Raw genomic sequence first — 16,433 nt, forward strand, 5'->3', positions numbered from 1 at the left:
GATGTTTGGTTATGTGACGATCTATGAGCCGGAGCTGAAAGTAAAAGACCTGAAGAAGTACAGGGCTTACTACTGCGGGCTGTGCCGCACGCTCAAAGAAAAATATGGATCCATGGGGCAGATGACGCTGACATACGATATGACATTTGCGGTGATCCTGCTGTCATCCCTGTATGAGAGCGCTGCCGGGACAGAGCGGCACCGCTGCAAAGTGCATCCTGTTAAAAAGCAGACGATGCTCAGAAATGAGATCACAGATTATGCTGCGGCGATGAATGTCCTGCTGGCATATCATCATATGGAAGACGACTGGCAGGATGACAGGAAGGTCACGAGCCTCATGACGAAAAGCCTGATACGCGGGAAGGCAAAACAGATCGCAGCGGCGTATCCCAGGCAGAGCCGGGCGATACGGACAGCGCTTGCTGAGCTGTCCGCCTGTGAAAAAGAAAAGAGTACGGATATCGACCGGACAGCGGGATGCTTCGGCAGGCTGATGGAGGAGCTCTTTGTATACAGGGAGGATATCTGGGAGCGGGGTCTCAGGAGGATGGGGTTTTTCCTCGGGAAATTTATCTATATCATGGACGCCTATGAAGACCTGCCCGAAGATATGAAAAAGGACAGGTATAACCCGCTGCGGGGGATTTACGGGGCGGAAGATTATGAGGAGAGGATGAAGCAGATCCTCTGTATGATGATCGCGGAGAGCACGGCGGAGTTTGAACGGCTCCCGTGTCTTCTTGATGTGGACATTTTGCGCAATATATTGTATGATGGAGTCTGGAATCGTTATAATAAGATACAGATGAAGAAAAGTGAGGATCAGAATAATGGCGAAAAACCCATATGATGTGCTCGGCGTATCGCCCAGCGCGTCGGATGATGAGATAAAGAAGGCATACCGTGACCTGACGAGAAAATACCACCCGGATGCCAATGTAGATAACCCGCTCGCAGACCTGGCTGAGGAAAAATTCAAAGAAGTGCAGGAAGCGTATGACACGATCATGCACGAGCGCCAGGCAGGCGGTTCCGGAGGGTATTCATACGGCGGGTCATCCTATGGCGGCTCCGGCGGATACTCGGGATACGGGTACGGCGGGTCATCCGGCGGCTATCAGAACGCTCAGGCTGATCCCAGGCTCCAGGCGGCGGTGAATTATATCAACAGCAGGAGATTCCGCGAGGCGCTCAATACCCTGGATCAGGTGCCGGAGAGATCCGCGCTTTGGTACTATCTGAGCGGCTGCGCCAATGCCGGTCTGGGCAACAATGTGCTCGCAAGGGACCACGCGGCGCAGGCAGTCAATATGGAGCCGAATAATCTCCAGTACAGACAGCTCTTAAACCAGCTTGAATTCAGCAGCCAGAGATACCGGAACAGCGGGTACGGCTCAGGCTATGGCATGGGCGGCGGTTCGTGCGGTACAGGGAACCTGTGCTGTGACCTCTGTATAGCGGACCAGCTCTGCGAATGTATGGGAGGGGATCTTTGTTCATGCATGTAAAAGCGAGGACACTGGCATTCGGCGGACTGCTTCTGGCTCTGACAGTTGTTTTCATGGCGCTGGGAAGCATTATCGAGACGAGTACACTATTTCTGCTCGCAGCAGCGTCCTATTTTGTGGGGATCGTTGTCCGGGAATTCGGCCTGAGGGCAGGCGCGGCGTTTTATATCGCGGCGGTGCTGCTCGGCTTTATTACAGCGCCGAATAAGTTTTATGTGCTCACATTCGCGGCGATGGGATTTTATATCTGGGGGATCGAAGCGGTGTGGAGATGGTTGGAGAAGCGTCCGCAGTACAGGAACCGCCGGATGATCTTCTGGATCTCCAAATATGTCATTTTTAATATCGTCTATATCCCAATTGTGATCGCTTTCCGGGAGATGCTCTTTGCCCGGGCGGTTTCGGATACAATGATGATCATCGTAGTCCTCGGCGGACAGATCGCTCTCTTCATATATGACAGGGCGTACGATTACGTGCAGGCCCATCTGTGGGGGAAGCTGCGCGGGAGGATGATGGGGTAGACCAGATCATAAAAGGGGTAGACCAGATTATAAAATACGGATCATAAAGACAGGGATCAGATTCTGTAAAAGGAGTCTGATCCCTGTTTTGCTCTGGCGAAAATGGGCGGAAACATCATCTATTTATATAGAAAGAAAACTTTTTACTTATATAAAAAGGAAGAGTCACGTAAATTAACGTGACTCAAAGGGGGAAAAAGTTTATGAAAAAGTGTTCTTCTTCAAGAACAACTTTAGTATAAGGAAGAGTTGTGTAAAAAGTGTGATGAAGTTTTGAATGGATTATGAACAAATAGATAAAAAAGTATGAATCCGGTTTCTTTGTCGTACAGAGATGTATTTTGGCGAAAACATGCGGAGTGGGAGAAAATTATTTTAGATATATTTTGGACTTTTTGCAAATTATAGTCTTTTTGACAATATTTACAAAAATCCCATTGTTAATAGTATTTGGATAATATATAATAACTAAAAATAAGGGGAAATAAAATTTCAATGCCAGAAAAATAGATAAATATAGGGAGTGCTGGAATCGGTATTGGAGGAAAGGTGGAAAAAGCAAGTGAAAAAGAAACGAAGAAAACTGCTGGCGGCGATACTTGCTGCGGCAATGCTGGTTCCGCAGTCGATCCTTCCGGCCAGTGCGGCGGATCTGTCAGCCGCAGAGCCGGTATATGAGGTGAGCGGTCTGGAAGCTGCTGATGTGCAGGATGTGTCTGCTTCGGTTGAACGTGTTTCCGCGCTGGAGCATGGCACTGTCAACATCCGGTATCGGATGGCAGCGCCTAATTCAGGCCTGACAGCGCTCTATTCAGTGTCGGATCAGTCTGAGGGAGCCTCGTATGCTGCGTTCTATGTGAATAACAGCACAGTAGGGCTGGAACTGAGGAGCGGCGGGTCACAGCTCAACACATTTACAGCAGCAGACCAGGATGTCAATGACACGGACTGGCATACACTGACATGGGTGTTCGGAGATACATCTACTATATTATATGTAGATGGAGCCAAGGCGGCGGAAGCATCCACTACAGCATTTTTCTCATCCATCGCGGGTGCGGATGCAATGGCAATCGGCGGATTGCTGCGGAGCGGGACGAACTGGCATCATGATCTGAGCATAAGCGAGATTTCTGTTTATGAAGAACAGTTTACAGCTGAAAATGTGACGGAATATGTGGATGCATTTGACCAGACAAAGGCGGATACAGCTTATGAGGTCCGGGGAGTGGATCTCACGGCAGGAGCGCCGCAGGATGTATCAGAGGGGCTGTCAGATGTCGCCGGACTGTCAAACGGAACAGTGAATATCCGTTATCGGATGAATGCGGCTGACAGCGGCCTGACAGGGCTCTACAGTCTGTCAGACCGTTCGACGGGCACAACCGATGCGACTTACGCGGCATTTTATGTAAACAATAATACCGTGGGATTAGAACTCAGACAGGCGAATGCCCATCTTAACAGTTTCTCTGCGAGTACTTATGCGGACGGGGAAGCGATCAGTATCAATGATACATACTGGCACACACTGACATGGGTGTTCGGCGAAACAGATACAAAGCTTTACGTAGATGGGAAGCTGGCGGCTGCGTCAGCGAAAACAGAGTTCTTCGCCTCGCTCAGTGATCTGGATACGATGACACTGGGAGGAGTTATCAGAGACAGTGTGAGCGGAACCTGGTATCATCCCTGTGTAATAGACGAAGTGTCTGTTTACAGCGAAGTGTTTACGGCAGAGACTGTTGAAAAATATCATGCGGCTACCCAGTGGACCGCAGAACCGGAACTGGATATGGAGAACGCGTACAAGTCTGAGACGATCGACCTGTTCTACCCGGGATATAAAAATTCCCAGTACAGGATCCCGTCCCTGCTTACCACGCAGGAAGGGACCCAGCTCGCGTTTATAGATGAGAGGAATTCAGGGACACAGGACGCCGGAAATATCGATGCTGTGGTGCGCAGGAAGGAAGCGGGGGAAACTCAGTTCGCGGATTCGGTTACCCTGATCGACCTGCCGAATAACGGAGGTTCAGCCGCATTTACGATAGATATGGCGACAGTGCAGGAGCAGGAGTCGGAAAGGATCTTTGCCTTTGTGGATATGTTCCCGGAGAGCAGCGGCCTTATGAATACAAACCTGATCCAGCCGGGGGTCGGCTATAAAAAGGTGGACGGCGCTGACTGTCAGATCCTGTATACAAACCCGGAAGAAAAAGAAGAGTATGGTTATATTTCCGATGTGGAAGACGGGATCGGCCATGTGCTGGACAATAACGGAGAGGATACAGGCTATACGGTCATCGTATATCCGTATGCCGCAGGAGTCTCCCTGCAGGAGAAAGGCAATCTCTATAAAGACGGTGAGTATCGGGGCAATATCTATATGAAGAGCGGTCCGGATGCCGGGGAACTCAGAGTGCTGAATACGAGCTATCTCTGGCTGGTTACTTCGGACGACGACGGTAAGACCTGGTCAGACCCGGTGGATATCACACCGCAGGTAAAACCGGAATGGTGCGTATTCTTCGGCACAGGCCCCGGAGTGGGAATCCAGCTCCATACAGGGGACCATGAAGGCAGGCTGGTAGTGCCGGTCTACACAGCAAATAAAAATGTAGGAAGTTCCCAGTCGTCTGCAGTAATATACAGTGACGATAACGGACAGACATGGCATCTGGGAGAATCACCGCAGACTGTCAAAGGGAATGACCGTGCGACGATGAACAGCGGCGGTATGCTTACGGAATCGCAGGCGGTCCAGCTGGATAACGGCGATGTGCTTCTCTTTATGAGGACAAACTGCAGCGGCAGCAAAGTATACGTGGCGGTCAGCAAAGACGGCGGCGCGACATGGGCTTCCGCAGATACGATTGAAATCAAGGAAAACTATTGTCAGCTTTCCGTGATCCATTACACCAAGGCGGACGGGACCGAGTGGGTGCTCCTGAGCAATGCAAGCGGCAATGGACGTATGAACGGAAGGATGTATCTCGGACAGGTACAGGCTGACGGAAGCATCAGCTGGGATTACAACCGCGAGATCAACGGCGCGGATGAAAAATTTGCGTATTCCTGCCTGACGCTTACAGACAGCGCGGCAGATCCTGAAAATCCGAAATTTGCCATTATGTATGAGGATGATACAGACGGGTCAATGCGCCTGAAATATTTCGAGTTTGATGAGAATTATCTCAAGGCAGGCACAGTGACGCCTGAGGAGATGGATGCCCCGCAGCTCGTATCGCATGACGTACAGATCAGAGGGGAAGGCACGGCAGAGATCGCCCTGACATTTGACCAGGTGATCATGGCAGCCGGAGAACCGCAGCTCACTCTGACAATGGGATCAGAGGAGATCACAGCAGATTATGTCAGCGGATCCGGTACGGATACGGTAGTATTCACAGCTGCGGTGCCGGCAGGAACTGTCGGCATCCTGAGGCTGACAGGGCCGGACCTGGAGAACGGAATGCTTGAAAATATCCAGGGTATGAGCCCGGCGCTGACAGCGATGGTCCTGTTTGCCAACACGGAGATCGATCTTGCAGGGACAGAGGTCACATATACTACACAGCACAGCAGCAGCACAGCGGAAAATACTGACGGAGCGGCTGTCAACGTGATAGACGGAAACCCGGCTACCTATTGGCATTCCACATGGGGGAATGATGAGATCACTCTTCCCCAGTCCGTAACTCTGAAACTTCCGGAAGCAAAGACGATCTATAAAGTAGATTATCTTGCGCGCCAGAACAGTTCCAGCGGACGCATTAAGGAATACGGCATTGAAGTAAGTACAGACGGTACGGAATTTACGGAAGCTGCCCACGGCATGCTGGCGGATACTAAGGCATGGCAGGAGATCGAGTTTGTGCCTGTGGAGGCGCAGTATGTACGCTTTATCGCGTATGAGGCATACAGTTCCGGTACGGAAAGCTGTTCCCTTGCGGAGCTTAAGCTCCATGAGTACAGCGATGGGGTGATCACACCGGGAAATACAGAGGAATTACAGGCGCTTGCAGACGGGGCGGCAGATCTGGAAGAAGAAGATTATTCTGACGTTACATGGTCTGTTTATGCGGAAGCGCTGGCAGCGGCAAACGCAGTGCTGGATTCGGAGATGCCGGCATCCCAGAGCCTGATCGACCGGACAGCAGATAACCTGAAGGACGCGCAGGAAGCGCTCACAGATATTTCAAGGGCAGCAGCCCGTTTTGATGAGATCAGGAAGCAGGAAGCAGAGTATACACCGGATTCATGGGCTGCATTTGAGGCGTGGATGAATGAGAATGAGCCCAAACTGCAGGAGGCAGAGTCATCCAGGGAAGTGACGGACCTGATCGCTGCGCTTGTTTTCCGGACAGGAAATCTGGTGGAAAAAGCAGACAAAGAAGCCCTTCGGGATCTGTGGACACAGTATACGGTTACAGACCCGTTAGCAGAAGACGGATATGACAAAGAGAGCTGGGAGCAGTATGAGCAGGCGCTCGGCAGAGCGGAAGAGGTATTGGCGGATGAGAATGCGGCCGCAGACGAAGTGGCTGAGGCAATACAGGGACTGACAGATGCAAGGACTGCACTGAAGGCGGATATGTCGGAGCTTAAGACTCTGTATGACCTCTATTCCGGGTGGACGACAGACCAGTACCTGCCGAACGGCGCATGGGATACTCTGCAGGATGCTCTGGGCAGGGCGGCAGAGATGCTGGAAGCAGGCGCAGCAGCTCCGGCGGATGTAAAGGCCATGATCGGAGATCTGACGGCAGCGGCTGAAGATGTGGATGCCAGACCGGATACGGGAGGGCTGAAGGCATTGTATGAAATCCTGACAGCAGAGCTCGGCGATCTCTCCGCTTATATGAGCGAAGGGGCGGAAGCGATGAAGACAGAGCTTGAAAATGCAGAAAAGGTGCTCAATGACCCGCAGACCGAACAGCAGGTAGAGGATCAGAAAGCAGCCCTGGAAGAAGCTTACACCGGCCTTGTCCTGAAGGCAACGGAAGAACAGATCCTGGAGATGACAGGACTTGAGGAGTCTCTGGGACAGAAAGACCTGACAGGCCTGAGCGAAGGACAGCTCGGCCAGGTGAAGGAGATCAGGGATGCGCTTTGGGAAGCGATCAATGCAGACGAGATTTCCGCAGAAGATGCGGCAGAACTGATAGAAAAAGCGGAAGAGGCAATGAGCCTGAGCGGTCAGGAAGACAAGCCTCAGACACCGTCGGAAGACGAACCGCAGACACCGTCGGAAGATAAACCGGCAGACGGAAAGCCGTCCGCTTCCGACGACAAAAATGATGCAGGGGATCAGGCAGTGCAGACAGGAGATACAGCGGGATACGGCTGGATCATCCTGATGCTGGCAGCAGGCACGGCAGCCGCTGCGGCGGCAGTCCTCCGCAGACAGAACAGGAGAGCATAGATCTCCGTCATACCAAGTTATGACCGGGGCGGGGGACCGGACGGCCCCCGCTCCGGATTATAACGGCTGAGGCGTACAAAAGTACGGATCAGCCGGAAATAAATAATAAAAAAGAAGGGAGAATGTTATGAAAAGAGCATGGAAAAGCCTGGCATCTGTGATGCTGGCTGCCGCTATGGTGGTCACCACCGTAATGGCATATCTTCCGTCGCTGGAAGTGCTTGCTACGCCGATCATGAAAGAGATGGCGCACTTAAAGTCCGGCAGCGGAAATGCCAACGGACACTTCGGCAGCGCAACGCCGGAAGCGTTTATCTTGTCGGATAACACAGATGTTACAGGCGAAGACTTCAGTTTTACGCTGAAAATGGGAAGCACGAAAGATGACACCCGTTTCCGCTTTGTGAACAAATATGTGGATGATAACAACTGGTCATTCATCGCATATGACGGAATGGCGGACAACTGGTTTGTCCAGTATGCGGCAGACGGGGCAAGTGCATATCCCGGATTGTCAGGGCTTCCGGCCCTGAACCAGAACGATGTCGTGGAGTTTTCCGGAAGTTATAAGGACAGCGGACTTGAGCTTACGGTAAACAATACGACAAGCGGAGAGTCAGGAACCGCATCGGTTACGGATGCATCTTTTAATTCACTGAAAGATGAGGCCGGACAGATCGGTTTCGGAGCAGCTACATACAGCACGTCTTATACGGACATTTATTTCGCGGACCTTGTTGTCGGAGAACGCGAGTATACGGCGGCTGACTACAGGAACTGGTCTCTGTACAAAGAAGACGCAGAAGGACAGACCTGGGAGCCGTCTGTATCCGTAGAAGTCGGCGATGACGGCGAAGGCGGGGATACACCGGACCCGGATCAGAAGGGAAGAAAATGGATCACCGTACAGGGAGGTTCCAATAACGGCGGCGGGCATGCCTACGGAAACGCCAATACAGCGGCTCCGGCGCTTCTGCTGGATCAGGACAGGACAATGCCGGTTGACGGTACGCTGTCCCTTACATTCCGTCCGGTAAACAGCAATAACTTTGGTATCTTCTATATGTATAAGAATGACAGCAACTGGCTCTATATCGGATATGATTCATCCAGCAAGTGGTACTATCAGTACAATCTGAACGGAAGCGGAAGCTATCCGCAGCTTGCAGGCCTCCCGGCTCCTGAGACGGGCGAGGAGATGACGATCGAAATCTCTCTTTCCAGGGAGCAGCTTGCGGTCTCCGTGAACGGCACAAGGACAAGCGTGTCCGCGCCGAACCTGCTCACACTTGCAGAGCAGCTGAACGGCACGGGAAAATTCGGCGTTAAGACAAACGGCGCGACAAAAGTCGAGTTTGCCGATCTGAAAGTAAACGGTACAGACTGCATGGAAGATAACTGGGACTGGTGCGCAGAGCGTAACGGACAGGTGACGGATACATATTACACAGCTGTTGAGGATGTATCCGGAACAGTGAAGAACGCAGACGGCGAACCCATCCAGGGCGCAACCGTCCGTTTCGGCGTAAATGCTTCCGAGACAGACGCGAGCGGTACATACGCATTTGCAGCTCTTGAAGTCGGAGAGTACAATGTGGCAGCAACCGCGCCGGGATATCAGGCATATGAAGAGACGATGACAGTAGAAGAAGGCGGAGCGAATGTATTCGATATCCAGCTGGAGGAGAAGACGCCGATCAATCTTGAGGATTATGACTCCATCGCATCTGACTACATGACAGTGTATGTGGGGAAAGAATTCCCGCTCGTGGCAAGATACGTGCTGAAGGATAAAGAAGAGACGATCTTCCGCGCGCAGGAGACGAAGCTCAGTGAGATCATGATCAACGGCGCTGCGATCACACCGGAAAATGTAAAAGTAACAAATGATAAAACATCACAGACATACAGCATGTCCCTGGCGGATGAAGAAGAAGCGATCGATCTGTCCATGACAGTGAAGATCAGTGTGGATGACAACGACCTGACATGGGAAGTGACAGAGCTTACGAAGAATGACGGATGCGCTGACATCGCATCGATCGACATCCCGCAGCTCAATCTTATCTCCGTGGACGCGGTAGAGGCAGACGCGGTGTTTAACGGCGCGAAAGCATCCAACTCTACAGTTACAAGCGGCGATAAAGAGATCACATGGGAGAAAGGGTTCAACCCGTCAACAACAGACGGATACCTCTATGCTTTCCTCACAAACGGGAACTTAAGCGCCGGCCTCTGGAGCAATTCTGAGATCGAAGGCGATGAAAGAGTCGTCCTGAACAGCGGCGCAGATACCATGAGCCTTGCAAGCGCAAAATGGTATTATGAAGACGGAGACGCGAACGCTCAGAAAAAGAGCGATTATGAGTATCCTGTAAGCGAGCTTCCGTGCGCGAAAGTCTGCATCGCAGGCGACATAAATGAAGACGGTGACCTTGACTGGAACGACGGCGCTCTGGCATTCCGCGACATCATGAATGTCCCGCAGGATGCAGAGGATATCAAAAATCTTGTCAATTACCGCATTGTCATGAACTTTGCAAGTATGGTATCCAATCCGTACATGACGACAGCAGACAATATCAAGAAAGTTTACCTCGCGACAGACGGACTTCCGCAGGCAGTTATGCTGAAGGGATACGGAAGCGAGGGACATGACTCCGCGAACTCTGAGTACGCGCACATTGCGGACAGGGAAGGCGGCGTGGAAGGATTCCAGGAACTGATCAGGATCGCTCATGATTACGGCGCAGAGATCGGTATCCATATCAACGCGCAGGAGTCCTATCCGGAGTCCAAGTCATTTAATAACACAATGGTATCCAACGGTTCCGGAAACGGCTGGGGATGGCTGGATCAGTCCTATGTCATCGACAAGCTGTGGGATCTCGGAAGCCAGGCAAGATACAAGAGAATGGTGCAGCTGTTCGACCGTATCAATGAGACTGATTTCTACAGCGGAGACTGGGATAAGGGCGAGTATGTCGGAGAGTCCGAAGGAACACTCAACGCGACCATGGATGAGATCGCAGAGTATGCAGCAGGGCTGGAAGACAATATGGACTTCATCTATCTGGATGTATGGTACCAGGATGCCTGGGAGACCAGAAGGATCGCTGAGCAGATCAATTCTCTCGGATGGAGATTCACGACAGAGTTCCCGTACGAGGGCGAGTATGACTCCACATGGTCCCACTGGGCGACAGACGCGGCTTACGGCGGCAATACCACAAAGGGATACAACAGTGAGATCATCCGTTTTATCCGCAATGACCAGAGAGACGTCCAGGTCATCAACTACCCGTCCTTCGGCGGCGCGGCAGACAATCCGCTTCTCGGCGGATTCAGGCTGTATGGCTTTGAAGGCTGGGGCGGCGACCAGGATTTCAACAAGTACATCAGAGAGACATTCACAGAGAACCTTCCGACGAAGTTCCTGCAGCACTACTATGTGACTGACTGGGAAGACTACGAGGACGGGGAGTCTCCGGTAGGCAACCAGGAGAAGCAGATCACTCTGAAGAATGATGACAACGACACTGTAGTAGTGACAAGAAACGAAGAGCAGAGAGCGGACAGCTATATTGAGCGTACGATCACTCTCAATGGCAAAAAGGTTCTTGACGATGTAGAGTACCTGCTTCCGTGGGCAGATGATGAGACAGGCGAAGAGAAGCTGTATCACTGGAACCTGGAAGGCGGCACGACGACATGGGAGCTCCAGGACGACTGGGCAGGACTTGCGAATGTAGTCGTATATCCGCTGTCTGACCAGGGCAGAGGAGAGGCTGTAAATGTTCCGGTTGAGAACGGTCAGATCACTCTGACAGCAGAGGCAGAGACAGCTTATGTTGTTCTGAAAGGCGAGGCATCAAAGACACTCAAAGATGACTTCGGTGACCAGTATGTGACAGATCCGGGCTTCAACGGCTATGCAGGCGCAGGCGAATCCCTTGACGGGGCTGACTGGATCGGAGATATCGATGATCCGGCAGTGGTGGTAGAAAAAGCTTCCACAGGAGACCAGAGGCTTGCGTTCAACAGCCCGTCAGCGGATGTGGCAGTAACGACTCAGATTTCCGGGCTTAAGACAGGCGTGGAATATGTGGCGGAAGTATATGTGGACAATGCAAGTGATTCAAAGGCGGAGATCGCTGTCAATACAGGAAGCAGCAGCGTTTCCAATTACACGATGAGGTCGATCGCGGCCAACTATGTAAAGAGCGACCAGAAGCACGGTACGAACATGCAGCGCATGCAGGTATCCTTTACAGCGGAAGGACCGACCGCGAACCTGACTCTTTTCAGGGAAGCAGGACCGGGATCCACATATATGGATGATATCCGTATCGTAGAGATCACGCTGAATAATTTTGATGAAAACGGTAGCTTTAAACAGGATTTCGAATCTGTTGTCCAGGGTCTGTATCCGTTTGTGCTCAGCTCAGCCCAGGGTGTTTCCGATCCGGTAACCCATCTGGCAGAACTCCACGCTCCATATACACAGGCAGGATGGCAGAACAAGAAAGCGACAGATGACGTCATTGACGGCGAGTGGTCGCTGAAGCATCACGGCGCGAATACGGGGATCATCTACCAGACGATCCCACAGAATTTCCGCTTCGAGCCGGGTAAGGTCTACACGGTTGAGTTTGACTATCAGTCAGGACCGGACAGGGCATACGCCATGGTAGTCGGAGACGGCACGACATATACACTGCCGTCGGAAGACCAGTACCTTGCACAGAAGACCGGCGGCGGAGAGGCGAATACAGGCCATGTAACGATGCAGGTGATCGGAAGCGGCAGCGGCCAGACATGGATCGGTCTCTATGAGAACGGCAGCCGTGCGACAGGCGCGACTGCAACCGGCCAGAACGACTTTATCCTCGACAACCTGGTGATCACAGTGGATGAGGATGCCGTTGCGGCAAGCATTGACAAGACAGAACTGTACAAGGGCGAGACGGCAGCGATCTACGGAAGCAACCTTGAGAAAGTAGAGTGGACATGCACTGGCGATGAAGGAGTCGTAGATTTCGATCAGGAGACTCTCACCATCGGAGCGATCGGAGCAGGTAAAGTGACGATCACGGGTACAGTGGGTGAAGAAACCATCGCAGAGTTTGCGATCACAGTGACCGATCGGGTGATCGTGGAGATCGCAGACCAGCTTGAGATGTCCGCGACAGCGAACACAGAGGAGACTGGTACGGCAGCGTATGCAGTCGATGGGAATACTTCAACAAGGTGGCACTCCAACTGGAGCACCACAGGATTTAATGTAAGCCCGGACAATCCGGCGATCCTTACGATCGATCTTGGGGACACGGTTTCCTTTGGCGGATTTAACTTCCTCCAGAGAAATGACGGTAATATAAACGGAAGGATTTCCCAGTACCGTTATGTGATCCTGGACGCAGATAATAATGAGGTCTATGCGAGCGAGTCCATTACAGTGCCGGATGAACTGTATACATCCGGAGCGTGGGTGACGACGGAGTTCCCGGAGACGCTGACAGGAAAATATCTTGTAATCTATGTTGAGCAGGGCGGCAATAATTTTGCAAGCCTTCAGGAAGTAGTTCCGTTTGAAATCCAGAAGGTAGCGGATTCCGCTTCTCTGGAAGACGCGGAGATCAGCGTTGGAGAAATGATTGCCCTTGAAGTGGGACACGAAGAGGGGACGCTGCTCAAAGGTCTCGTGTGGAGCTCATCCGATCCGGAGACAGTGTCTGTTGACAGTTTTGGAAACGTCACAGGACTGAAAGCAGGAGAAGCAGTTATCACTGTATCGAATGCAGCCGGATTAGAGGCTGAGTGTACGGTGACAGTCAAAGGCTCCCAGGTTGAGCCGGGTGGGGATACAGAAGCCCCGACCGTTCCTGAGAAACTCGAGGCTAAAGAGGTTACTTCCTCTACAGTCACAGTCAAATGGTCCGCGTCGAAAGACAATGAAGGCGTGGCAGGGTATGTGATCTATGTAGATGGCCTGGAGATCGGAAAAGTGGCTGACACAGAGGCAGTCATCAAAAACCTGAAGGCAGATACAGAGTATGAGATCAGCGTAAGGGCTTATGATGAAGCTGGAAATCTTTCGGAAGCTGCAGTGATCACAGTACGGACAGAGAAGGCATCCGGCTCCGGCAGTGAAGGAGCAGGCGGCACAACAGGAAGCCCGACTGTGGAAGCAGTGCAGACTGGAGATGCAGCTCCGATCGTGATCATGATCATCATGGCGGGCGCTGCGGGCGCAGTAGTAATGGCAATGATGAGCCTCAGGGCGAAAGCTGCCAGAAGAGCGCGCAGGAGAAACAGAAGGACAAGATAAGGCAGGATAAGATCCTGTATGATCTGTTCAGATGAAACAGGGATATCCTGTAAGAAAAATAAAAGAAATACCCCGTCCGAAATGGCGGGGTATTTTTAAATTATAGATGTATAGCGGCAGATACTCTGGTATAATAAAGAAACATGAAAGTCTTAGGTCAGGAGGAAACAGATGTACCTTAAAAGAAAGATATATGACAGACTAGTACAGTGGAAAGATACTGCCGACCACAGTACGCTTGAGGTAAACGGCGCCAGACAGGTTGGAAAGACATATCTGATCAATAAGTTTGCTGATGAAAATTTTACACACAAGATTTATGTCAATTTGTTTGAGCTGAGCGGCAAACAGTTCATGGAGTGTTATAAGCAGGCTACAGAGTGGCAGCCGGGCCAGAAACGCCCGGAGCATCCCCTGCATGATGCCTTTCGTCTGTATGAACCGGATTTTCAGGATACGGATGATACAGTTATTATCATTGACGAGATTCAGGAATCAGCAGAGATTTATAATCGGATCAGAGAGTTTACGAGACAGTTCCAGTGCCATTTTATTGTGACAGGAAGTTATCTGGGCAGAGTGTATGAGCCTGAGTTTCGGTTTTCGAGTGGAGATGTGACAAAGATTACGATTTATACGCTGTCGTTTGAAGAATTTCTGGAAGCATACGATGAAGAGGTTTATGAAAAGTATATGCAGATTTCAGCGGATATGCAGGATTTTTCTTTCTATGACGGGCTGAAGGCGATTTATGATATTTACTGTCAGGTGGGAGGTTATCCGAAAGTTGTACAGACATATCTGGAGTCAAAAGATATACAGAAGGCGCAGGGAGAACTGGTAAAGATCATTGACACTTTTACAAATGAATCAATCCGATATTTTACCGATATTTTAGACAACAGAGTCTTTACTCAGATTTTTCTCTCTATATGCCGGATACTGAACCGCGAGAAAAAGGGACTTGCAGAAGACAGTATCAGTGAGGAACTTCAGAAGATCGTTACAAGAGACTATTCAAGTAATATAACAAAAGCAGCCTGCAACAGAGCGATAAGCTGGCTTTATTTCTCCGGGATCATTGGTTTCTGCGCTAAGATAACCGAACTGGATATTATGGATTTTAAGGCGGCGGGCAGATGCTATTTTATGGATCTGGGGGTAGCAAATTATTATTTGAAGAGGACAGGTACAGACGAGCGTGCTCTGAGAGGAACACTCAATGAAAACTATGTATTTATTAATCTGAAAAAAAGACAGGATTTCCCGCCGGAGATTGCTTTTGAAACTCCTGCCTTTGCAACATATAAAGGCGGTGAAATAGATTTTGTCGTCCAGAGTTTAGAAGGAAACAGACGCTGTCTGGTGGAAGTGAAGACCGGGAAAGGGAAGGCTGAAACCGCGGTGAAAGCATTGCAGTCAGGAAAGGCGGATCGGCTTCTGTATCTGAAAGGAGATACCAAGGGTGGAGAAAATGGTAAAATAATAACGATTCCAATTTATATGCTGGAGAGATATAAGTTCTGAGACATAAATGAGACATCAATTATAACAAAGTTTATAGCAAAGTCCCGAAAACCTCTTGAAATCCTCCTTCTAAAGAGTTATATTTATACTCGTAAAAGGAATAAGATCTTCGGGGTCGGGTGCAAGTCCCAACCGGCGGTATAGTCCGCGACCCGCACGATGTGCGGCTGAACCGGTGACTCTCACATGAGGGGATTCCGGTACCGACAGTATAGTCTGGATGAGAGAAGAGAACATACTTATCGGAACGCAGTTGTTTCATAAGCAGCTTCGCAGAGGAAGAGCTGAAAGCCCCGGACATTGATGTCCGGGGCTTTTTCTGCGTCGCTGTCTCTCCTTGGAAGAAGTTCCTTTTTCATAATAAAAAAAGCCCTGGGAAAGGGGCGGAAAAAGAAGGAGAGGTTCAATATGACAGAACACACAGGCCAGCAGAATATGGCAGCGGCAAGCAAGACACTGAAAGTAGTGAAGATGGGAGTGATGGTGGCGATTTCGGTCGCACTGGTGTACCTGATCCATTTCCCGATCTTCCCGGTCGTATCCTTCCTGGAGTATGATCCGGCAGACATCCCGATCCTGATCGGCACATTTGCCTTTGGCCCGCTGGCGGGGCTTGTCCTGACAGTGGTGACATCCGTGGTGCAGGGGCTGACAGTGAGCGCGGGCAGCGGACTCTATGGCATCCTGATGCATGTGATCGCCACAGGAGTGCTCGTGGCAGTGTCAGGCGGGATCTACAGCAGGAACAAGACGAGGAAGACAGCAGTCATCGCACTCGTGTGCGGTATGGCGGCGATGGCAGTCGTGATGATGGGCGCGAATATGGTCATCACGCCGATATTCATGGGAGTTCCGGCGAGCGCGGTCTGGGACCTGATGCCCTTTATCGTAGGCTTCAATGTGATCAAGGCAGGGATCAACGGAGCGGTCACGTTCATCCTGTATAAGAGGATCGCAAACTTCCTTCGCAGATAAAGTGTGAAAAAAATGTGAACGGGGTCAGACCCCGTTCATTTTTTGTTTACAGCAGAGAAAAAAATAAAAAGTACAACAGCGGACAGTGCAGTGGAGGAGGCGGATAAAGAAAGTAAATAAAAAAGTTGACAAGCGGT

General features: G+C 50.9%; 7 protein-coding genes and 1 riboswitch. All 7 genes read left to right on the forward strand.

Annotated features, from left to right (window positions below; genetic code table 11):
- Position 1 precedes the first annotated feature (1 nt).
- The 7 genes from B5G27_RS12750 (at position 2) to B5G27_RS12780 (ending at position 16,296) form a co-directional block, all read left to right on the forward strand.
- Entirely contained in the window at positions 2–853 is an 852-nt protein-coding gene (locus B5G27_RS12750) for a DUF5685 family protein (protein WP_087179250.1), read from the forward strand.
- Complete coding sequence (locus B5G27_RS12755) at positions 834–1,511, forward strand: J domain-containing protein (RefSeq protein ID WP_087179251.1); 678 nt, start codon at positions 834–836, stop codon at positions 1,509–1,511. Before B5G27_RS12750 ends, B5G27_RS12755 begins: the two co-directional genes overlap by 20 nt.
- A complete protein-coding gene (locus tag B5G27_RS12760) occupies positions 1,502–2,035 on the forward strand; it encodes a hypothetical protein (RefSeq protein ID WP_087179252.1) in 534 nt (177 codons plus the stop codon). Before B5G27_RS12755 ends, B5G27_RS12760 begins: the two co-directional genes overlap by 10 nt.
- A gap of 562 nt (positions 2,036–2,597) precedes the next feature.
- The gene (locus B5G27_RS12765) at positions 2,598–7,463 is read left to right on the forward strand and encodes a sialidase domain-containing protein (RefSeq protein WP_087179253.1); all 4,866 of its coding nucleotides are present in this window, start codon (positions 2,598–2,600) and stop codon (positions 7,461–7,463) included.
- 127 nt (positions 7,464–7,590) lie between these two features.
- Complete coding sequence (locus B5G27_RS12770; protein WP_087179254.1) at positions 7,591–13,794, forward strand: endo-alpha-N-acetylgalactosaminidase family protein; 6,204 nt, start codon at positions 7,591–7,593, stop codon at positions 13,792–13,794.
- Between the two features lie 171 nt (positions 13,795–13,965).
- Positions 13,966–15,321 carry an ATP-binding protein gene (locus B5G27_RS12775; RefSeq protein ID WP_087179255.1) on the forward strand — a complete coding sequence of 452 codons (1,356 nt, stop codon included), beginning with the start codon at positions 13,966–13,968 and terminating at the stop codon, positions 15,319–15,321.
- A gap of 101 nt (positions 15,322–15,422) precedes the next feature.
- Positions 15,423–15,557: riboswitch (FMN riboswitch) on the forward strand.
- Positions 15,558–15,729: 172 nt separating this feature from the next.
- The gene (locus tag B5G27_RS12780; RefSeq protein ID WP_087179316.1) at positions 15,730–16,296 is read left to right on the forward strand and encodes an ECF transporter S component; all 567 of its coding nucleotides are present in this window, start codon (positions 15,730–15,732) and stop codon (positions 16,294–16,296) included.
- Positions 16,297–16,433 lie beyond the last annotated feature (137 nt).

Origin of the sequence: Lachnoclostridium sp. An76, assembly GCF_002161355.1 — a bacterium.
Taxonomy (GTDB): domain Bacteria; phylum Bacillota; class Clostridia; order Lachnospirales; family Lachnospiraceae; genus Mediterraneibacter; species Mediterraneibacter caccavium.

What these genes read in the sequence shown, in the direction of transcription:
- B5G27_RS12750 (WP_087179250.1), top strand. Translation starts at nt 2, where the DNA reads ATGTTTGGTTATGTGACGATCTATGAGCCGGAGCTGAAAGTAAAAGAC.
- B5G27_RS12755 (WP_087179251.1), top strand. Translation starts at nt 834, where the DNA reads ATGGCGAAAAACCCATATGATGTGCTCGGCGTATCGCCCAGCGCGTCG.
- B5G27_RS12760 (WP_087179252.1), top strand. Translation starts at nt 1,502, where the DNA reads ATGCATGTAAAAGCGAGGACACTGGCATTCGGCGGACTGCTTCTGGCT.
- B5G27_RS12770 (WP_087179254.1), top strand. Translation starts at nt 7,591, where the DNA reads ATGAAAAGAGCATGGAAAAGCCTGGCATCTGTGATGCTGGCTGCCGCT.
- B5G27_RS12775 (WP_087179255.1), top strand. Translation starts at nt 13,966, where the DNA reads ATGTACCTTAAAAGAAAGATATATGACAGACTAGTACAGTGGAAAGAT.
- B5G27_RS12780 (WP_087179316.1), top strand. Translation starts at nt 15,730, where the DNA reads ATGACAGAACACACAGGCCAGCAGAATATGGCAGCGGCAAGCAAGACA.